We start from the raw sequence: 18826 nt of genomic DNA on the forward strand, positions 1-18826 counted from the left end.
AGAACAGGATGGAGCGAGGATAGCCGCACAGGCGAAAGAAATCCATCGAGCAACTTTATTTCTTCCTGGGAGAGGCTTTTCCTTGCTTGCGCGACGGCTCTGAGGTTGCCTAGATACAACAGGTTGCCAGCATGACAAAACCGCAGGTCGCCCTGCTCGGGCTTGCCGGCGCCAAGGGGCCTGCCGGTCGATTGCCGCAAATCTCTGTACAATCGCGGGCCGTGCGCCGTCTGTCGTGGCGCACCACGATTACCTGGAAAGCCTTCCCGATGTACCGAATTCTGACCGTCGTCCTGGCCTGCCTCGGCATGGCCGGGGCGCTTGCGATCGACACCTATCTCCCTTCCATGCCCGCCATCGGGCGCGACTTTGGCGTTGGCCCGGTGGCCGTCCAGCAGACGCTGAGCGTGTTCCTGTTCACCTTTGCCTTCATGATGCTGTTCTACGGCACCCTGTCCGATTCCTTCGGCCGGAGACGCGTGATCCTGGTGGCCATGGTCCTGTACACGATCGGCTCGATCGGCGCCGCCTTTGCGCCGACCTTCGGCTGGCTGCTGGCCTTCCGCGCGCTGCAGGGCCTGTCGGCCGGCGCCGGTTCCGTGATCGGCCAGGCCATCGTGCAGGACCGCCTGAAGGGCGCCGAGGCGCAGAAGATGATGTCGAACATCATGATGGTGTTCGGCCTGGCCCCGGCCATCGCCCCGATCCTGGGCGGCTGGCTGCACGTGCACTTCGGCTGGCGCTCGACCTTCATCTTCCTGGCCGTGTTCGGCGTGCTGCTGATCCTGGCCTGCCTGAAGCTGCTGCCGGAAAGCCTGCCGGTCGAAAAGCGCCAGGCTTTCCATCCGGGCACCATTGCGCGCAACTACGGCAAGGTGCTGCGCCACCCGCAATTCCTGCTGCTGTCGCTGTCGGTGGGGCTGGCCTTTGGTGGGCTGTCGCTGTACATCGGCTCGGCGGCCAACTTCGTGATGGTGATCCTTGGCTTGCCGGAAACGGCGTTCGCCTGGATGTTCATTCCGCTGATCGGCGGCATGGTGGCTGGCTCGGCCTGGGGCGGCAAGCGTGCGGCGAAAACCGACCCGGTCAAGCTGAAGTGGATCGGCTTTGGCTTCATGGCGGCCTCGACCGTGCTGAACATCGGCTACAACGCGCTATTCCCGGCGGCGATTCCGTGGGCGGTGCTGCCGCTGGCGATCTATACCTTCGGTCTCGCCGTGGCGATGCCGGCGATCCAGATGAACGCGCTGAGCCTGTTCCCGGACAACCGCGGGCTGGCGTCGTCGATGCTGGGCTTCATCCAGATGATGTCGTTCGCGCTGGTGTCGGGGCTGGTGGCGCCGCTGCTGTTCGAGAGCGCGTTCCTGCTGGCGTGCGGGGTGGGAGTGGGGCTGGTGCTCAGTTTCCTGGCCTGGCGGGCGAGCAAGCTGGCTTGATGGATCGGCTGCTCAGCCGGTAGTTGAACGCGTGGGCACGGGGCGCCCACCCTACGGTGCCGGAGTTACAGGCTGAAGCATACGTAGGGTGGGCGCCCTGTATCCACGCGTTGATTGCCGAACTGATGATTATTCGTGTCCGACGATCCGGCCTGCGACATCAACGCCGATTCTGCTTCATCGCCGAATCCACTTCGCGCTTGGCGTCGCGGTCTTTCTCGGTGGCGCGCTTGTCGTGCTGCTTCTTGCCTTTGGCCAGGCCGATCTCGCACTTCACGCGGCCGCCCTTGAAATGCAGGTTCAGCGGCACGAGCGTGTAGCCCGAGCGTTCTACCTTGCCGATCAGCTTGTCGATCTCGGCGCGCTTGAGCATCAGCTTGCGCGTGCGCAGCGCCTCCGGGTGGCTGAACGACGATGCCGTGGTCAGCGCGCTGATGTGGGCGCCGAACAGGAACAGCTCGTCCCCGCGCGAAACCACATAGGCTTCCTTGATCTGGACGCGTCCCTCGCGGATCGCCTTGACTTCCCAGCCTTCCAGCACGATGCCGGCCTCGTAGCGGTCCTCGATGAAGTAATCGAAAAATGCTTTCTTGTTATCAACAATGCTCATGAAATAGCGAAAACTCGCGGGTCGGTTAAACTACTGCTGTCGCGCCTGGATTGGCGCAAAATGCAACTTGTCCAACATCATAACAAACGGTTGACCAATGGCAGTAGTGCACAAATCAGTTTTCTTAGGCTATAGCGCAGAACAGATGTTCGATCTGGTCGCGAAGGTAGAAGATTATCCGAAGTTCCTGCCCTGGTGCAGCGGCGTGAAGCTGATCGAACGCACCGACGACAAGCTGGTGGCCAGCCTGGGCATCAATTTCCACGGCGTGAAGCAGAGCTTCACCACCTCGAACCACAACCAGCGCCCCACGCAGATGAAGATGCACCTGGTCGACGGTCCCTTCAAGATGCTGGAGGGAACCTGGAATTTCAAGGCCCTGCGCGCCGACGCCTGCAAGATCGACTTCGACCTGCACTATGAATTCTCCAGCATCATCCTGGCCCAGCTGGTCGGCCCGGTGTTCGGGATGATCGCCAACAGCATGGTCGATTCCTTCTCCAAGCGCGCCGAGGCGGTGTATGGCTGATGCGGTAGACGAATCCCTGCAGGTCTACGTCAGCTACGCCACCGCCGAGCGCGAATTCCTGCGCCCGCTGCGTGTCGCACCGGGCACCACCATCGGCCAGGCCGTCGAGACCAGCGGCGTGCTCGCCGAGTTCCCCGAGATTAACCTGGTCACCCAGCCGGTCGGCATCTACGCCAAGAAGAAAACCCTCGACACTGTCCTGCGCGAGCGCGACCGCATCGAGATCTACCGTCCCCTGATCGCCGACCCCAAGGATTCGCGCCGCAAGCGCGCAGCCAGGAAAGACGCGCCGCGCGCTGCGTCCTGACCGGACTGCATGACCCTGCCGCCTGACGTTGTAGCCTGAGAGGCCGCTGGCAGCGGCGCCGGCATGCATGATCGTGCCTGAATTCGCCCGGCGATGGCGATATTGGTATTGTTTTACGGTAAGATGGCGAGCCTTTGCGGCTTCTTCTGCCTCTTGCCCCGTATGATAAGTGCCCTGAGTCTCTTGCTGATAACCACTGGTCTGGCGGTCGTGATGCTGTTCGTCCTGACCTCGCTGGCCGGCAGCAAGATCGCGGGCGTGCGGGAATGGGGGCAGGCAAACGGCATCGCCATCCTGGGCCTGGCGCTGGCGGCCTGCCGCGGCATCGTGCCCGATTTCCTGTCGATCGAAGCGGGGAATGGCCTGCTGGCGGTGGCGATCTGCCTGATGCTGGCCGGCTTCCGGCGCCATCTCGGCCTGCCGGTGCCGACGCGCCTGCTGGCCGGCGGCTGCGCCATCACCGTGGCGGCGGTGGCCGTGTTCCATTACGGGGGTCGATTCGCTACCGCTGCGCACGGTGGCCGTGTCGCTGTTCCACGGCATCGTCTGCTGCGCCATCGGCTTCGGCATTCCCCTGCCGGCCCAGGCGCGCCTGCGCTACGCCTACCTGTTCACCAAGGGCGCGGCGCTGCTGCTGGCCCTGGGCCACCTGGTGCGCGGACTGGCCTTTGCCTTCCAGTCCGACGTGCCGGCCGGTTTCCTCGAACCCACCACCCAGAACCTGGTCTTCTTCGCCCTCGGCACCCTGGCCTTGCCCGGCCTGACGCTGGGGGCAGTGATGATGGCGAACGCGCGCATGGTGTCCGACGCTACCTATGCCGCCGAGCACGACCACCTGACCGGCGCCCCCTCGCGCCGCGCCTTCTTCGCCGCCGCCGAGCGCGAGCATGCACGCGCCGTCCGCCACGGCAGCGAACTCGGCATGCTGGTGCTCGACGTCGACTACTTCAAACGCATCAACGATACCCACGGCCACGCCATCGGCGACGGGGTGCTGCGCGACCTGGTGCGGCAAACCCGGGACACCATCCGCACGGTCGACTATTGCGCGCGCATCGGCGGCGAGGAGTTCGCGGTGCTGCTGCCGGACGCCAGCCTCGAGACCGCGCTGGCCGTGGCCGAACGCCTGCGCGCCGCGCTCGACCGCTCGCTGCGGGCCGCGCCTGGCCTGGAAGTAGCGTATACGGTGAGCATCGGTGCGGCCATGCTGGCCGAAGGCGAAAGCGTCGCCGGCCTGCTGGCGCGCGCCGACGCCGCCCTGTACGCGGCCAAGGCGGGTGGCCGCAACCGCGTGGTCAGTGCGGCCATCCCCTGGCGCCGCCAACATGCGGCCGGGCGCGGCGCATTCGGCTGAGCGTGACCAGCAAGGCCAGCCGAAAAGTGCCTACCAAATACCGGATCGCATAGCAATATTCATACTAGTAATATGTAAATATTGGTATGCACATCATAAGCAAGCCTCAGGCGTAGTTGCGCTATTGCAAGCGGCTGGGAATGGTTGGGCGTTTCTTGATATCATGACGGGCTTTCCTCGGGACTGACCGGAACAGGTCCGACAGCCGGCAGGGCGCCTCCATTCGCCCGACATCGGCACAGGGAACAGCTGCCTGCGGCCTTGCCGCCATCTTCCGGCTACTTTCCTTCACGATGCTGAATGCACTGAGTCTGCTATTGGTTACCACCGCCTTTTCGGTGGTCATGTTGCTGGTGCTGTCTTCGCTCGCCGGCAGCAAGGTCGCGGGCATCCGCGAATGGGGCCAGGCGAACGCGCTTGCCGTCATCGCGCTGCTGTTGTTCGCTTCGCGCGGCGTCATGCCCGACGTGCTCTCGGTCGAGGTGGCCAACGGCATGTATATCGCCACCATCGCGCTGATGTACGCCGGCTTCCGCCGCCATGTGGGCCAGCCGGTGCCGGAAGCCTTGCTGGTCGGCGGCGGCGCCCTGACCCTGCTGGCGGTGACGGTCTTCCACTACGGCTGGAACTCGCTGCCGCTGCGCACCGTGGCCGTGTCGGGCTACTACGCCGCCATCTGCTTCGCGATTGCCGCGACCCTGCCGATCCCGGCCGAGCGCCGCCTGCGCTACCCGTTCGCGTTTACCCGCATCGCCGCCTCGGTGGTGGGCGCGATCCACGTGTCGCGGGCGCTGTTCTACGGCTACACGGCTGCATCGGCGCCGCTCTTTCTCGACCCCGCCACCTACAACCTGGTGTTCTTCGGCTTCGGCACCATGGCGCTGCCGGCCCTGACGCTGGGGGCGGTGATGATGGCGAATGCCCAGGTGATTTCGGAAACGGCCTACGCGGCCGACCACGACCATTTGACCGGCGCGCCGTCGCGGCGCGCTTTCTTCGCCGCTGCCGAACGCGAGCATGCGCGCGCCGCACGCCGCGCGAGCGGCCTGGGCCTGCTGCTGATGGACGTCGACCATTTCAAGCGCATCAACGATACCCACGGCCACGCCGTCGGCGACCTGGTGCTGCGCGACCTGGTGCTGCACACCCAGGAAGTGGTGCGCAAGATCGACTATTGCGCGCGCCTGGGCGGCGAGGAATTCGCGGTGCTGCTGCCGGACGCCAGCCTTGAGACCGCCCAGCACGTGGCCGAGCGCGTGCGCGCCGCGCTCGACCGCTCACTGCAGGTGGCAGGCGCGACGAAGCCTGTCGCCTATACGGTGAGCATCGGCGTGGCCATGCTGGAAGAGGGCGAGAACATCACGGGATTGATGGCGCGCGCCGACAAGGCGCTGTATGCGGCCAAGGCGGGCGGGCGCAACCGGGTGGTCAGCGCCGCGCCGCTTGATGCGCGCGGCGAAGAGGCCTAGTTTGCCCCTTCGCCGGCAGACTGCTTACGCCTGGCGCGCGCGTTTGGCCTTGCGGCTTGCCGCCAGGCCGGCCACGCCAGCCATGAGCAGGGCGATCGACGCCGGTTCCGGCACGTCGGTGACATCGGCCACGTTCACGAACACGAAGCGCTCGTCGTTGTAGTCGAAGTCCCCACCGCGCGGCAGGTCCTCGAAACCGATGAAGACGCCGGCCGGGATCTTGTCGTCGCCCGCGTAGGCCGACGAGAAGATGTGGTTGTAGCCGCCGTCGTTCATCGAACGGTCGGAATAGAAGGGGCCGATCGTGCCCGGGTTGATGTTGAGCAGCTTGAAGACCAGGCGGTCGCCGGCGGTCACCGCACCGAAGTTCAGCACCTGGCCATACACGGAGGTCTGGTTGTTCAGGCCCTGGATGCCCGTTTCGACGCCATTCACCAGCAGCGTGATCTCGTTCATGTAGCCGGCGTCGGAGCCGGCGAAATAAGCCGTTACCTCGCCGGTCGACGCCGCGATGAACTGGTATTGCACGGTGTTCTCGATGCCGGGCTGGTCGTAGGGCAGCGGGACGGCCATGGCAGGAGCGGCAAAGCCCAGGGCGAGAGCGGCGGCAAGGCTGGCATACAGGTTTTTCATTGTTGTTCCAATTAGAATGTTAAGGCTAGCCTAAAAGCAATAAGCGTGCCTTAAAGAATTAATTTAATGGAAACAATAAGTTGCTGACGGCATGATTTGTTTCCAATTTGCCGCTGTAAAGAAAATCGACGCCGGTGCCATCGATCCTGCGAAGGAGCGCTGTTGAATGCCGGCGTCAGTTGCACTCCGCCGCCATGGCGTTGGCGCGGGCGCTGCGCTGGGTCCGTTCGGCATCGCTCAGGTAGCGCTTCTGGCCATCGGTGCCGACATCGGCAATGCGAATACCCGAGTCGAGCATCTGCTTGGCCTTGCGCACCTCGCCGCAGTGCTCGGTTTTCTGGGCAGCGATGCGTGCCTGCTCCTGGGTCTTGAGATCGGCTTCCTGGCTGTCCTTCAGGCGCTTGCGGAAGTCGGCGTCTTTTTCGGCCAGGGTTTGCGGGCCTTTAGTGGCTTGTTTTGCGGTGGCAGCCGAGTCGCCCGGCGCGGCGGGGCTTGCCGGGTTGGCCGGGACGAGCGGCGCGGGCAGTGGCAGCGCGCTCCTTGCAGCAGGCGCCGTGGCGGCAGGCGCGGCCGGCTGGACCGAGATGGTTGGCAAGCCCGGCGCCTTCAGGATGCGCGCGGGCGACGTGCCGGGCGGCGGCGGCTGGTCCGAATAATGGCGCACGCCTTTTGGATCGACCCACACGAACTGCGCCTGCGCCAGGCCGGCGGCGAGCAGCATGGCCACGGCGGCGGCACGGCGCAACAGCGCAGCAGGGGAGGGTGAAGCGAATAATGGCATGACAGGTAACATCGAATATTTCCTTACGTAACTATTCGAGATTTCGCCATGATTCCCCCTGGCTGTCAATCGCGGGAACGGCTCAGCTCCCATTCCTTGCCATTATTTCGAGGGTCCGTGCGCCGCAAACCACAGGTTTCTGTATAATTCGCTTTTGCGCCTATAGGAAAATGCTATGCGTCTACTCCAAAAAGCACTCACGTTCGATGATGTGCTGCTCGTCCCGGCCTACTCCAATGTTCTTCCGGCTGACACTTCCCTCCGTACCAAGCTGACCCGGAACATTACGCTGAACATCCCGCTGCTGTCCGCGGCGATGGACACCGTGACCGAGGCGCGCCTGGCCATTGCGATGGCCCAGGAAGGCGGCATCGGCATTATCCACAAGAACCTGCGCCCGGCCGACCAGGCCCGTGAAGTCGCCCGTGTGAAGCGTTTCGAAGCCGGCGTGCTGCGCGACCCGATCACCGTTCCGCCGACGATGACCATCCGCGACGTCATCGCCCTGCAGCACCAGCACGGCTTCTCCGGCTTCCCGGTCGTCGAAGGCAAGCAGCTGGTCGGCATCATCACCAACCGCGACTTGCGTTTCGAGGAAGACCTGGACGCGGAAACCCGCACCAAGATGACCCCGCGCGAGAAACTCGTCTACGTGAACGAGGAAGCGGACACCGAGGAAGCCAAGCGCCTGATGAACAAGCACCGCCTCGAGCGCGTGCTGGTCGTCAACGACGCCTTCGAGCTGCGCGGCCTGATCACTGTCAAAGACATCATGAAGTCGCACGAGCACCCGTTCGCATCGAAAGACGCGCAGGGTAAACTCCTGGTCGGCGCGGCCGTTGGCGTGGGCGAGAAAGACCGCGAACGCGTGGAACTGCTGGTCGCCGCCGGCGTCGACGTGCTGGTGGTCGACACCGCCCACGGCCACTCGCAAGGCATCCTCGACGCCGTCAAGACCATTAAAACCCGCTACCCGCACGTGGACGTCATCGGCGGCAACATCGCCACCGCGGCCGCCGCCAAGGCGCTGGTCGAGGCCGGCGCGGATGCAGTCAAGGTCGGCATCGGCCCAGGCTCGATCTGCACCACGCGTATCGTCGCCGGTGTCGGCGTGCCGCAGATCACCGCGATCTCGAACGTGGCCGAAGCTTTGGAAGGCACGGGCGTGCCCTGCATCGCCGACGGCGGCATCCGCTTCTCGGGCGACGTCTCGAAAGCCCTGGCAGCCGGCGCCTCGACCGTCATGATGGGCTCGATGTTCGCCGGCACTGAAGAAGCGCCGGGCGAAGTCATCCTGTACCAGGGCCGTAGTTATAAATCCTACCGCGGCATGGGTTCGCTGGGCGCGATGGCCGAAGGCTCGGCCGACCGCTACTTCCAGGACGCCTCGTCGAAAGCCGAGAAGTTCGTCCCGGAAGGCATCGAAGGCCGCGTCGCCTACAAGGGCAGCGTGCTGGCGATCATCTTCCAGCTGGTCGGCGGCGTGCGCCAGTCGATGGGCTACTGCGGCTGCGCGACGATCGACGAACTGCGCGAAAAAGCGGAATTCGTCGAGATCACCTCGGCCGGCATGCGCGAATCGCACGTCCACGACGTACAAATCACCAAGGAAGCGCCGAACTACCGTTCGGAATAATCCAGAAAGCGGCCGATAACGGCCGCTTTTGGTATTGGCTTCTGCCACTGTCCTGGCCGCTCGTGTTGCGTTGACCGTAACGGCGGCCACGACTGGTTTTCGTAGGGTGGGCACCTGTGCCCACGCGGTCTCACCTGGTGATCAACGGCAACGCAAACCCTGTCCACGAACGACAATATTCTTACTTTTTGACTGCCTCAATGCACTCCAAAATCCTCATCCTCGACTTCGGCTCCCAGGTCACCCAACTGATTGCCCGCCGCGTGCGCGACGCCGGCGTGTTCTCCGAAGTCTTCCCCTACGACATCGGCGACGACTTCGTCCGCAACTACGGCGCTTCCGGCGTCATTCTCTCGGGCAGCCACAACTCGACCCTGGAAGGCGACTCCCCACGCGCCCCGCAAGCCGTGTTCGAACTCGGCATCCCGGTGCTGGGCATCTGCTACGGCATGCAAACCATGGCCGCCCAGCTCGGCGGCAAGGTCGAAAACGGTAAAGTGCGCGAATTCGGTTACGCCGAAGTGCGCGCCCGCGGCCACACCAAGCTGCTAAACGGCATCAACGACTTCGTCACCGGCGAAGGCCACGGCATGCTGCGCGTCTGGATGAGCCACGGCGACAAGGTGCTGGAAATGCCGCAAGGCTTCAAGCTGATGGGCTCGACCGACAGCTGCCCGGTGGCCGCCATGGCCGACGAAGAACGCCGCTTCTACGCGCTGCAATTCCACCCGGAAGTGACCCACACCACGCAAGGCGAAGCCATCATCGGCCGCTTCGTGCACGAGATCTGCGGCTGCAAATCCGACTGGAACATGCCGGACTACATCTTTGAGGCCGTCGAGAAGATCCGCGCCCAGGTTGGCAGCGATGAAGTCATCCTCGGCCTGTCCGGCGGCGTCGACTCCAGCGTGGCCGCGGCCCTGATCCACCGCGCCATCGGCGACCAGCTGACCTGCGTTTTTGTGGACCACGGCCTGCTGCGCAAGGACGAGGGCAAGATGGTCATGGACATGTTCTCGAAGAACCTCGGCGTGAAAGTGCTGCGCATCGATGCCGAAGACCAGTTCATGGGCCACCTGGCCGGCGTGACCGATCCCGAGCAGAAGCGCAAGATCATCGGCCGCGAATTCGTGGAAGTGTTCCAGGTGGAAGCCGGCAAGCTGAGCAATGCGAAATGGCTGGCGCAGGGCACGATTTATCCGGACGTGATCGAATCGGCCGGCAAGGGCAAGAAGGGCCAGACTATCAAGAGCCACCACAACGTGGGCGGGTTGCCTGAAACCCTGAACCTGAAGCTGCTGGAGCCGCTGCGCGAATTGTTCAAGGATGAAGTGCGCAAGCTGGGCGTGGCGCTGGGGCTGCCGCATGACATGGTGTATCGTCATCCGTTCCCGGGGCCGGGTCTTGGGGTGCGTATCCTGGGTGAAGTGAAGAAGGAGTATGCGGACCTGCTGCGCGAGGCGGATGCGATCTTTATCGAAGAGCTTCGGAATACGCCGTTTGAATTGCCAGCAGTGGCCGGGATCGATCCGGGCAAGGCGCCGGTGAACTGGTACGAGGCGACGTCGCAGGCGTTTGCGGTGTTCCTGCCGGTGAAATCGGTGGGCGTGATGGGTGACGGGCGGACCTATGAGTACGTGGTTGCACTGCGTGCGGTACAGACGCTGGACTTCATGACGGCGCAGTGGGCGCATTTGCCGCATTCGCTGCTGGGGAAGGTTTCGAACCGGATCATCAACGAGGTGCGTGGGTTGAATCGCGTTGTGTATGACATTTCGGGGAAGCCGCCGGCGACGATTGAGTGGGAATAACTAATGGCTCGGCAGTAACTGGCGAGCTCAGGCAATAGAGCAGACGGAAGCCCCTCATTTCAGGGGCTTTTTTTATTGTCCGGGCTGGTTATGACTGGCCCATCGGGCCGCAGGGAAGAGTGCCTCGATACCTAGGGGCCGAGCTCATTAGGTAGGCTTATAGCGGCATTTGAATCACGGTGGATGTCAGAACCGGTGGATGCGCGCCATGATCATACATAGCCGACTTCTCGGTCCGGTAGGATTACGGAGGGTTAAAACAAGATTATGATGATGACTCCTGCACAATTGAAGCATATCTGATTCTTAGCCAAGGAATAAAGGCGAACCATCGATGCCTTGTGCACCTCACTCATTACCGACACCATGAAAATCTTGACAACCGCTTTCTTGTTGCTCTTGTCGAATTCAGCGGGGGCAGCAGAGCCAACGTTCACCAAACAATATAAAAACTGCATCGAGCGCGATGAATCTGGCAGTCCTATGGAGCGAATTGATTGCATGGTGTCCGAAACGAAAAGACAGGGTGCAATGCTGGAGGCAACATACAAGGCGGTGCTGAAGGAAACGCCCAAAGTGGGACAAGTAAAGCTGCGAGAAGCACAGGGCGATTGGCTAAAGTATCTCGCTTCGAACTGCGATTCCTTTTATGACGCTGGCGAGCAGGTTGGCGGGATGCTTGCTCGCGAGGAAGCTCGGGCAGATTGCGTGATGAACATGACGAGAGATCGCAAAGAAAATCTTAAAGCGCTGCTTGAGACCAGAACCATGTAATTTCTTTGGTGAGCTATGTACGGCGCATGCGGTAGAAGCTTGAAAAGCTCGCTTCGGCGAACTTTTTCACGAGCTTCGGCAGTCCGTAGCTAATTGCCTAGGCATGTCTCGAAATTGGTTCACCCGGGGATGCTGCGAAGATCGCACCTGTTCAGGAAACCGTGGTGATTCAGGACAGCTTATTTAGGCGGCATATTGCTCTGCCGCACCCAGATAAAAGCGCAGACGGCTGCCGCAGCTGCACTAACAGCACACACCGCCAGCGCCGCATGAAACGGCCCTAGCAGCGCACGCCCCTGCGCCGTAAGCACCACACCCAGCATCGCCGTCGCAATCAGCCCGCCACCACGCGCCACCGCGCTGTTGAAGCCGGACGCGATCCCGGTATGGCTCTCGTCCACCGACGACAGCACGGCCGTGGTCAACGGCGCCGCCACACACGCCATGCCCAGCGCGATCACTAGCATGGCCGGCAGCACCGTCGTCGTATAGCTGCCGCCTCCGATGCGCATGGCCAGCAGGAAGCCGCCTGCCACGATCAGCGCACCGATCGATAACGGCAGGCGCGAGCCATGCCTGGCGGCGAAGCGGCCCATGAACGGCGAACCAATCGCCAGCACGATCGGGAAGGGCAGCAGCGCCGCCCCGGCCTCCTTGGCCGAATAATCCAGCGCCTGGATCAGCACGAACGGTACCAGCAGCATCAGGGCGCCGAGCGCGCCGTACAGCAGGAAAGTCATCAGGTTCAGCCCGGAAAAGCCGCTCCCGCCGAACAGTTTCAGGGGCAGCATGGCGCGCTCGCCGGCGCGCCGCTCGACCCACACGAAGGCCAGCAGGATCGCGACTCCGGCCGCGAGCGCCATTCCCGCCCACAAGGTCAGGTGTTTTTGGGTCGATGCCTCGGCCAGGCCCCAAGTGAGGCAAGCGAGCCCCAGGCTGGCGAGGGCAGCGCCGAGCGGGTCGAGCGGGACCCGCTTGCCGTTCGTCTTCACCTGCACGAAGCGCCACGCCATGAAGATCGCCAGCGCCGCAATCGGCAGGTTGATGTAGAAGACCGCGCGCCAGCCCACGGCGTCGATCAGCCAGCCGCCCAGCAATGGTCCGATCGCCCCGGCCCCGGCGCCGGCCGCGGCCCAGATACCGACAGCCCGGCCACGTTTCTTGCCTTCGAAGGTCGCGCTGAGGATGGCCAGGCTGTTCGGCAGCACCAGCGCCGCGCCCACGCCTTGCAGCACCCTGCCGGCGACCAGTAGCGATAGCCCCGGCGCAAGCGCGCACAGCAGCGCGGCCAGCGCGAACACGGCCATGCCGATCACGAGCATGCGCTTGCGCCCGTAGTGGTCGCCCAGCGCACCGCCCAGCAGCAACAGCGAACTGAGCGGCAGCAGGTAGCCGTTGACCACCCACGAGAGGTCGGCGCCGCGGCCGCCCAGGTCCTGTCCGATTGCCGACAGGCCGACGTTTACCACCGAGCCGTCGATGAACGCCAGGCTGCTGGCCAGGATCGAGGTGCACAGCACCAGGTTCGGGTGGGCGGGCGCCTCGGCATGCGCCGGCGCGGCGCCTGCGGCGAGCGCGCGGTCGCAGTCGCTGGGCAGGACGCTCACGCGCGGGCCTGGAAAACGTGGGATGTAGGCGGTGGCAGCATCACGGCATCGTGCCAATCCGCTGGGTTAGTGTCTGTTCGCATGCGCACACTCGAGCCTGCTGTCGTTGCGGAGGCAAGACTCGGTGTCGTCGTCAAAAAAAGGCCTGGACGACGATCCAGCGCCGCCACACGGCAGCCCGGGGTCCCGTCCTATGTGGCAGAGATCAGATCCTTGTCCGCACAAGCACTCAGCGCGACAAGGAATCGGCCTGCGCACCCTGCTGCGATCCTTGCTGTCCCTCCTGCTGCGATCCCTGCTGCAACGCAACCGGCCGGACCGACGCGTGCAAGGCCGATGGCCGCAGCACCGGCCCGGGCGGCACACCCGGCCGCATTGGCAACGCGCGCCTGGTATTGAGCGCCAGGTCGCTTGGCCGGTTCAGGCCCGTGGCCACCACCGTCACGCGCAGCTCGTCGCCCAGCGTCTCGTCGAAGACCGCGCCGAACTTGATGATCGCGTCCTCGCCCGTCTGCGCGCAGATGGCGTTCATCACCTGCCTGGTCTCGCGCAGTTTCAGCGTGTCCTCGGACGCCGTGATGTTCACCAGCACTCCGCGCGCGGCGCGCAGGTTGGCGCCATCGAGCAGCGGACAGGCGATCGCTTCCTCGGCCGCCCTGGCGGCACGGTCGTCGCCGGCGTGCTGGGCGGTACCCATCATCGCCATGCCGGTCTGGCGCATCACCGTGCGCACGTCCTCGAAGTCAACGTTAACCATGCCTGGTACGGCGATGATGTCGGCGATGCCGGACACCGCCTTGCTGAGCACCTCGTCGGCTGCGGCAAAGGCCTGCTTCTGGGTGACGTCCTCGCCCAGGACTTCCTCCAGCCGGCTGTTCAGCACGATGATGAGCGAATCGACGCAGCGCGCCAGCGTCGCGATGCCTTCCTCGGCCACGCGCATGCGCCGCGGTCCTTCGAATGCAAAGGGTTTCGATACCACGGCCAGCGTCAGGATGCCCAGTTCGCGCGCCACTTCGGCGATCACGGGGGCCGCGCCCGTGCCGGTGCCGCCGCCCATGCCTGCGGTGATGAACACCATGTCGGCCCCTTTCAGCGCGTCGGCGATGATGCTGCGTTCGCGCGTGGCGCTCTCGCGTCCGAGTGCCGGATCGCTGCCGGCGCCGAGGCCGCTCTCGCCAAGCTGGATGCGGTGTTCAGTCCGCGTGTTGGACAGGGCTTGCGCGTCGGTATTGGCGCAAATGAAGTCGAAGGCGGGCGCTTCCGACGCTGCCATGTGGTTGACGGCATTGCCGCCGGCGCCACCAACGCCGATGACCTTGATGACCGTTGCTGGCTGAGAAAGTTTAGATTCGGACAAGAGAAAACTCCGTATGAAGAAAGTGCAGTCAGCCGCGCTGTTACCGGCGCGTCACCTACTGCTTGACACCAAGCCCTGTAGACTACTTGCTGAAATGCGCACGCGAAAGTCCGAAAACGTTTCAATCGAAACCATTTGTAAGAGCGCGTGCAAGGGCGCCAAAGGACTGGCAGTGGCAGTGTCGAGCGCCGTGCAGGCAGGCGAGCGGCGCGCGCTTGCCGCAACCAGGGGGCGCTGGTCGGTGCAAGCTTCCGGTGGTTCCTCCTTGTACAGTCAAAGCAGGAATTTGTCCTCAGTACGCCCCACCCGGGCATTTCCGGCCACGCTCTCATCCTTGAGATGAACGCCGGACAATTGCCGCCTGTACGCTTCGACCAGCAGGTAATGCACTCTTTCCGCCGCGTCGTCGACGCGCAGTCCCGCCGGCCTGACATTCGAGATGCAGTTACGGCGTTCGTCGGTCAGGCCAACGCGTGGCGCCCAGGTCAGGTACAGGCCCATGCTGTCGGGCGAACTCAGGCCCGGCCGTTCACCGATCAGAACCAGCACGATCTTCGCCGCGAGCAGTTCGCCGACCTCGTCGCCGACCGCCACGCGGCCCTGCTGCACGATCGCGGCAGGCGCCAGCTGCCATGCCCGCGCTTCCAGACGCGCATGCAGCGCCTGCAGAAGCGGTGCTGCATGGCGCATGATGGCGAGCGCCGACAGGCCGTCCGTCACGACGATGGACAGGTCGAATGCACGGTCGCCGTGCTGGGCGAGCAGCACCTGCCGCGACGCCGCATCCAGTTGCCGCCCCAGGTCGGGTCGCTGCAGATACATGTTCCGATCCGCCGCCGCGCTGTGCAGCAGCAGCGGGCAGGGCGCAGCCGGCCAGGCCTGCGCCAAGGCTGCGCTTAATTCCATCGTATCGAGCGCCTGGTGCACAGCATCGCGCGCCCGCGCATGGCCCAGCTGGAAGTCGAGCTGGGCGCGGGTGGGCTGGCTGGTCCCGCTGTGCCCAAGCCCGATGCGGGCGGCGGTGAATCGGCGCAATGCCTGCCAGGGATCGAGTTCCGTCATCTCGGCTCTTTCAAGAAAGCTGCAACAGCGCACGCTGGAACAACGCCGGTAGCGCGCGCCCGAGCGTGGGCGTCGCATCGTCGGTAAAAATGCCCAGCTCGCGCAGCCAGGCGTAGAATTCGGGCGCCGGCAGCAGGCCGAGCGCACGGCGCGCATACAGGGCGTCGTGGAAGGAGGTGGTCTGGTAGTTCAGCATGATGTCGTCCGCGCCAGGCACGCCCATGATGAAGGTGCAGCCGGCCGTGCCGAGCATCGTCAGCAGCACGTCCATGTCGTCCTGGTCGGCTTCCGCATGGTTGGTGTAGCAGACGTCGACGCCCATCGGCAGGCCGAGCAGCTTGGCGCAGAAGTGGTCTTCCAGGCCGGCGCGGATGATCTGCTTGCCGTCGTACAGGTACTCCGGCCCGATGAAGCCGACGACGGAATTGACCAGCAGCGGGTCAAAAGCGCGTGCCACCGCATAGGCGCGCGCTTCGGCCGTCTGCTGGTCGAGGCCGTGGTTGGCGTTGGCGGACAAGGCACTGCCCTGGCCGGTCTCGAAGTACATGACGTTGCTGCCGAGGGTGCCGCGCGCAGGGAGAGGGCTGCCTCGCGCGCTTCGCGCAGCAGCGCCAGGTCGATGCCGAAGGCGGCGTTGGCCGCCTGGGTCCCGGCAATCGACTGGAACACGAGGTCGACCGGCGCGCCGCGTTCGATGGCGGCGATGGTGTTGGTCACGTGGGTCAGCACGCAGGACTGGGTGGGAATGGCGTAACGGCCGATGATCTCGTCGAGCATTTTGAGGAGCTTGACCACCTGCTGCACATTGTCGGTGGCCGGGTTGATGCCGATGACGGCGTCGCCGCTGCCGTACATCAGGCCGTCGAACAGGCTCGCCGCGATGCCGGATGCGTCGTCCAGCGGGTGGTTCGGCTGCAGCCGCGTCGACAGGGTGCCGGGCAGGCCGATCATGTTGCGAAAGCGCGTGACGACGCGGCACTTGCGGGCGACCAGCACCAGGTCCTGGATGCGCATGATCTTCGACACGGCGGCCGCCATCTCCGGCGTGATGCCCGGCGCGACCTGCGCCAGCCGCGCCTCGTCGGCCTCGTCGCCGAGCAGCCAGTCGCGAAAATCGCCGACCGTCAGGTGGCGGATCTGCGCAAAGGCGGCGGCGTCCACGCTGTCGACGATCAGGCGCGTCACCTCGTCCGTTTCGTACGGCACCACCGCCTCGTTCAGGAAGGTCGTGAGCGGCAGTTCGGCCAGGGCCATTTGCGCCGCCACGCGCTCTTCGCCGCTGCCTGCCGCCACGCCGGCCAGGTAGTCGCCGGAGCGCGCGGGCGAGGCCTTGGCCAGCAGCTCGCGCAGGTCGGCGAAGGCATAGGTCCGGCTACCGACTTGGTGGGTGATCCGACTCATCGCGCGCTCCGTGGTGCTTGCACAAGAAAGCTCCGGTACTGCCGCATTACCCGGCAGGACGGCTTATCCTGCCACATTTTCGCGCCGCGCGGACAGTGCGCCGCACCGGCTTTTCCGCTCCGTGCCCGGACCGCGCACACATTCTCCTTGCAAGTCGAATACTTCACCCTATAGTGAAGTAATGCACACGGTGAGCCTCGACACCATTTACCGCGCGCTGGGCGATCCATCCCGGCGCGCGATGCTGCAGCGGCTGGCGGACGGGCGCTCGCTCACGGTCAGCGAGCTGGCGGCGCCCCTGCCGCTGGCCATGCCGACCGTGCTCAAGCACCTGGACGTGCTGGAGCGGGCCGCGCTGGTGTCCCGGCACAAGACCGGCCGCACGGTCAGCGTGACCCTGCAGCCGGCCGCCCTGGCCGAAGCGCTGGCCTGGCTGCAGCGCACCGAGACGTTCTGGACGAGCCGCCTCGACCGGCTTGCCACCGTGGTTGGACCCGCGCGGCCCAACGAGCCGCCCGCATCCGAGGAGGAACCGCCATGACCAGCCTCACCATCGTCCGTGTCATCGAAGCGCCGCCCGCGGCCGTCTTCGCCGCCTTCGTCGAACCCGACAAGATCGCCCTGTGGTGGGGCCCCGACGACGGGCCCGTCACGCTTGCGGAAGTCGATGCCCGTGCCGGCGGCCGCTTCCATGTGCGCTTTCGCATGCTGGACGGCAGCGAGCACGGCTGCTTCGGCAACTTCGAAGTCTTCGAGCCGCCGCACCGCCTGGCCATGAGCTGGTCGTGGGAGGGCGAGGACACACCGGCCTCCTACGTGCAGGCGACGTTCAAGCCATCGGGCGCGCAGCACACCGAGCTCACCTTCGTGCATGACAAGCTGCAGGACGACGCCACGCGCAGCAGCCACGAACAAGGCTGGAACGGCGCCCTCGACAAGCTGCAGCGCAAGGCAGGGAGGCTGGCATGATCACGGTCACCGCCATGAAATGGGCGCCGCCCTTTGCCGCCGGCCAGGTGCGCGACCACCGCGTGCGCTGGATACTCAACGAAGTGGGCTGGCCCTACGAGATCAAGCTGGTCGATGCGCCCACCATGAAATCAAGCAGTTACAGCCAAGAGTTGCAGCCCTTCGGCCAGCTGCCGGTGCTGGAGGAGGAGGGCCGGCCGCCGGTCTTCGAGAGCGGCGCCATCGTGCTCGACATCGCCATGCGCGCCGGCCGCTGCATCGCCGCCGACGGCACCCCCGAGCGTGCCGCCGCGCTGCAATGGGTGATTGCCGGCCTGAACTCGATCGAACCCATGCTGTTCAACGTGGCTGAGGTCGAGTACTTCATGGACGACGAAGCGGCCAGGAACACCAGGCGTCCGGTCGTCGTGAAATTGGCAAAGGAGCGGCTGGCGATGTTGGAGCAGGCGCGCGCCGGGCGCGACTGGTTCGTGGGCGACGGCTTTACGGTTGCCGACCTGATGCTCGCCTCCATCCTCAAGATTGCCGACCGGCTGGCACTGCTCGACGAACTGCCGGACCTGGCAGCGTGGCAGTGGACCATCCTTGCGCGCCCCGCGCATGTGCGGGCCGAGCAGGACTAGCGCGCCGATATCGCCCGCCACACGGTTGACGACATGCGCTACGACGCGCTGCCGGGCGAGAACGACGACACCCCGACATCAACCACTGCAAGGACAGGAGCCTGATATGACGATCGACAACGCATTGGCCAGCATGGCCGTGAAGGACCTCGACAAGTCCGCCGCGTGGTACGCCGAACTTCTGGGTTGCACGGGCCGCCGGCCCATGCCCGAAGTCGCGGAGTGGATGTTCCCCCGTGGCGGAGGGCTGCAGGTGTATCTCGGCCCCGAGCGTGCCGGCAATTGCTCGTTCACGCTGGTGGTCAGCGACATCGACACGGTTGCGCGCCAGCTGGAAGCGCTGGGCGTGCAGACCGGCGCCCGGACCGACAGCGAGCGCGTCAGGACGCTGATGATCAAAGACCCGGATGGCAACAGCATTGCCATTGCCGAGGCGCTCGATCCAGGGCTGGCGCGCTAGGCGC

18 protein-coding genes and 1 pseudogene are annotated in these 18826 nt (G+C 64.7%); 12 read left to right on the plus strand and 7 right to left on the minus strand.

Going from position 1 to position 18826, the window contains the following annotated elements:
- Positions 1-269: 269 nt before the first annotated feature.
- Positions 270-1436: a multidrug effflux MFS transporter gene (locus QWL29_RS03450; protein WP_305821599.1), complete on the plus strand. Its 1167-nt coding sequence runs from the start codon at positions 270-272 to the stop codon at positions 1434-1436.
- 160 nt (positions 1437-1596) lie between these two features.
- Here QWL29_RS03450 and smpB read toward each other — a convergent pair whose 3' ends face one another.
- On the minus strand, positions 1597-2046 hold the full coding sequence (gene smpB / locus QWL29_RS03455; RefSeq protein WP_305821493.1) for an SsrA-binding protein SmpB: 450 nt from the start codon (positions 2044-2046) through the stop codon (positions 1597-1599).
- Positions 2047-2143: 97 nt separating this feature from the next.
- Here smpB and QWL29_RS03460 point away from each other — a divergent pair, with 97 nt between their 5' ends.
- From QWL29_RS03460 to QWL29_RS03475, 4 genes are all read left to right on the plus strand, one after another.
- On the plus strand, positions 2144-2575 hold the full coding sequence (locus QWL29_RS03460) for a type II toxin-antitoxin system RatA family toxin (protein WP_305821494.1): 432 nt from the start codon (positions 2144-2146) through the stop codon (positions 2573-2575).
- On the plus strand, positions 2568-2882 hold the full coding sequence (locus QWL29_RS03465) for an RnfH family protein (RefSeq protein WP_305821495.1): 315 nt from the start codon (positions 2568-2570) through the stop codon (positions 2880-2882). Before QWL29_RS03460 ends, QWL29_RS03465 begins: the two co-directional genes overlap by 8 nt.
- A 523-nt stretch (positions 2883-3405) precedes the next feature.
- Positions 3406-4236: a GGDEF domain-containing protein gene (locus QWL29_RS03470; protein WP_305821496.1), complete on the plus strand. Its 831-nt coding sequence runs from the start codon at positions 3406-3408 to the stop codon at positions 4234-4236.
- Positions 4237-4529: 293 nt separating this feature from the next.
- Positions 4530-5705 (plus strand): GGDEF domain-containing protein, encoded by a 1176-nt coding sequence (locus tag QWL29_RS03475; protein ID WP_305821497.1) that lies wholly within the window; start codon positions 4530-4532, stop codon positions 5703-5705.
- A 24-nt stretch (positions 5706-5729) separates the two neighbouring features.
- On the opposite strand, the gene QWL29_RS03480 is transcribed toward QWL29_RS03475, so the two are convergent.
- Positions 5730-6338: a DUF4114 domain-containing protein gene (locus QWL29_RS03480; protein WP_305821498.1), complete on the minus strand. Its 609-nt coding sequence runs from the start codon at positions 6336-6338 to the stop codon at positions 5730-5732.
- A gap of 175 nt (positions 6339-6513) precedes the next feature.
- Positions 6514-7119, minus strand: coding sequence for a DUF4124 domain-containing protein (locus QWL29_RS03485; RefSeq protein ID WP_305821499.1), 606 nt, complete (start codon positions 7117-7119; stop codon positions 6514-6516).
- 175 nt (positions 7120-7294) lie between these two features.
- Between QWL29_RS03485 and guaB the strand changes: the two genes are divergently transcribed.
- The 3 genes from guaB (at position 7295) to QWL29_RS03500 (ending at position 11340) form a co-directional block, all read left to right on the plus strand.
- Complete coding sequence (gene guaB / locus QWL29_RS03490) at positions 7295-8755, plus strand: IMP dehydrogenase (RefSeq protein ID WP_305821500.1); 1461 nt, start codon at positions 7295-7297, stop codon at positions 8753-8755.
- 200 nt (positions 8756-8955) lie between these two features.
- Complete coding sequence (gene guaA / locus QWL29_RS03495) at positions 8956-10566, plus strand: glutamine-hydrolyzing GMP synthase (protein WP_305821501.1); 1611 nt, start codon at positions 8956-8958, stop codon at positions 10564-10566.
- A gap of 366 nt (positions 10567-10932) precedes the next feature.
- Positions 10933-11340 carry a lysozyme inhibitor LprI family protein gene (locus QWL29_RS03500; RefSeq protein WP_305821502.1) on the plus strand — a complete coding sequence of 136 codons (408 nt, stop codon included), beginning with the start codon at positions 10933-10935 and terminating at the stop codon, positions 11338-11340.
- 179 nt (positions 11341-11519) lie between these two features.
- On the opposite strand, the gene QWL29_RS03505 is transcribed toward QWL29_RS03500, so the two are convergent.
- The 4 genes and pseudogenes from QWL29_RS03505 to QWL29_RS03520 all read right to left on the minus strand — a co-directional run bounded on the left by QWL29_RS03505 (position 11520) and on the right by QWL29_RS03520 (position 16770).
- Positions 11520-12947: an MFS transporter gene (locus tag QWL29_RS03505; RefSeq protein ID WP_305821503.1), complete on the minus strand. Its 1428-nt coding sequence runs from the start codon at positions 12945-12947 to the stop codon at positions 11520-11522.
- Between the two features lie 229 nt (positions 12948-13176).
- Positions 13177-14307, minus strand: a complete 1131-nt coding sequence (gene ftsZ, locus QWL29_RS03510; RefSeq protein WP_308634834.1) for a cell division protein FtsZ — start codon at positions 14305-14307, stop codon at positions 13177-13179.
- A 273-nt stretch (positions 14308-14580) separates the two neighbouring features.
- On the minus strand, positions 14581-15369 hold the full coding sequence (gene eutC, locus QWL29_RS03515; protein WP_305821504.1) for an ethanolamine ammonia-lyase subunit EutC: 789 nt from the start codon (positions 15367-15369) through the stop codon (positions 14581-14583).
- Between the two features lie 10 nt (positions 15370-15379).
- Positions 15380-16770 (minus strand): annotated as a pseudogene (locus QWL29_RS03520) (ethanolamine ammonia-lyase subunit EutB).
- 181 nt (positions 16771-16951) lie between these two features.
- Here QWL29_RS03520 and QWL29_RS03525 point away from each other — a divergent pair.
- The 4 genes from QWL29_RS03525 to QWL29_RS03540 all read left to right on the plus strand — a co-directional run bounded on the left by QWL29_RS03525 (position 16952) and on the right by QWL29_RS03540 (position 18822).
- On the plus strand, positions 16952-17311 hold the full coding sequence (locus tag QWL29_RS03525; protein ID WP_305821505.1) for an ArsR/SmtB family transcription factor: 360 nt from the start codon (positions 16952-16954) through the stop codon (positions 17309-17311).
- Positions 17308-17739: an SRPBCC family protein gene (locus QWL29_RS03530; protein ID WP_305821506.1), complete on the plus strand. Its 432-nt coding sequence runs from the start codon at positions 17308-17310 to the stop codon at positions 17737-17739. The genes QWL29_RS03525 and QWL29_RS03530 overlap by 4 nt, the downstream gene beginning before the upstream one ends.
- Positions 17736-18362, plus strand: coding sequence for a glutathione S-transferase family protein (locus QWL29_RS03535; protein ID WP_305821507.1), 627 nt, complete (start codon positions 17736-17738; stop codon positions 18360-18362). Before QWL29_RS03530 ends, QWL29_RS03535 begins: the two co-directional genes overlap by 4 nt.
- Before the next feature lie 106 nt (positions 18363-18468).
- Positions 18469-18822, plus strand: coding sequence for a VOC family protein (locus QWL29_RS03540; protein ID WP_305821508.1), 354 nt, complete (start codon positions 18469-18471; stop codon positions 18820-18822).
- The last annotated feature ends 4 nt before the right edge of the window (positions 18823-18826 follow it).

Origin of the sequence: Massilia brevitalea, assembly GCF_030711405.1 — a bacterium.
GTDB lineage: Bacteria > Pseudomonadota > Gammaproteobacteria > Burkholderiales > Burkholderiaceae_D > Telluria > Telluria brevitalea.

Excerpts from the sequence above, each read along its gene's own strand:
- QWL29_RS03450 (WP_305821599.1), top strand. The coding sequence starts at position 270 with ATGTACCGAATTCTGACCGTCGTCCTGGCCTGCCTCGGCATGGCCGGG.
- smpB (WP_305821493.1), bottom strand. The coding sequence starts at position 2,046 with ATGAGCATTGTTGATAACAAGAAAGCATTTTTCGATTACTTCATCGAG.
- QWL29_RS03460 (WP_305821494.1), top strand. The coding sequence starts at position 2,144 with ATGGCAGTAGTGCACAAATCAGTTTTCTTAGGCTATAGCGCAGAACAG.
- QWL29_RS03465 (WP_305821495.1), top strand. The coding sequence starts at position 2,568 with ATGGCTGATGCGGTAGACGAATCCCTGCAGGTCTACGTCAGCTACGCC.
- QWL29_RS03475 (WP_305821497.1), top strand. The coding sequence starts at position 4,530 with ATGCTGAATGCACTGAGTCTGCTATTGGTTACCACCGCCTTTTCGGTG.
- QWL29_RS03480 (WP_305821498.1), bottom strand. The coding sequence starts at position 6,338 with ATGAAAAACCTGTATGCCAGCCTTGCCGCCGCTCTCGCCCTGGGCTTT.
- QWL29_RS03485 (WP_305821499.1), bottom strand. The coding sequence starts at position 7,119 with ATGCCATTATTCGCTTCACCCTCCCCTGCTGCGCTGTTGCGCCGTGCC.
- guaB (WP_305821500.1), top strand. The coding sequence starts at position 7,295 with ATGCGTCTACTCCAAAAAGCACTCACGTTCGATGATGTGCTGCTCGTC.
- guaA (WP_305821501.1), top strand. The coding sequence starts at position 8,956 with ATGCACTCCAAAATCCTCATCCTCGACTTCGGCTCCCAGGTCACCCAA.
- QWL29_RS03500 (WP_305821502.1), top strand. The coding sequence starts at position 10,933 with ATGAAAATCTTGACAACCGCTTTCTTGTTGCTCTTGTCGAATTCAGCG.
- eutC (WP_305821504.1), bottom strand. The coding sequence starts at position 15,369 with ATGACGGAACTCGATCCCTGGCAGGCATTGCGCCGATTCACCGCCGCC.
- QWL29_RS03525 (WP_305821505.1), top strand. The coding sequence starts at position 16,952 with ATGCACACGGTGAGCCTCGACACCATTTACCGCGCGCTGGGCGATCCA.
- QWL29_RS03530 (WP_305821506.1), top strand. The coding sequence starts at position 17,308 with ATGACCAGCCTCACCATCGTCCGTGTCATCGAAGCGCCGCCCGCGGCC.
- QWL29_RS03535 (WP_305821507.1), top strand. The coding sequence starts at position 17,736 with ATGATCACGGTCACCGCCATGAAATGGGCGCCGCCCTTTGCCGCCGGC.
- QWL29_RS03540 (WP_305821508.1), top strand. The coding sequence starts at position 18,469 with ATGACGATCGACAACGCATTGGCCAGCATGGCCGTGAAGGACCTCGAC.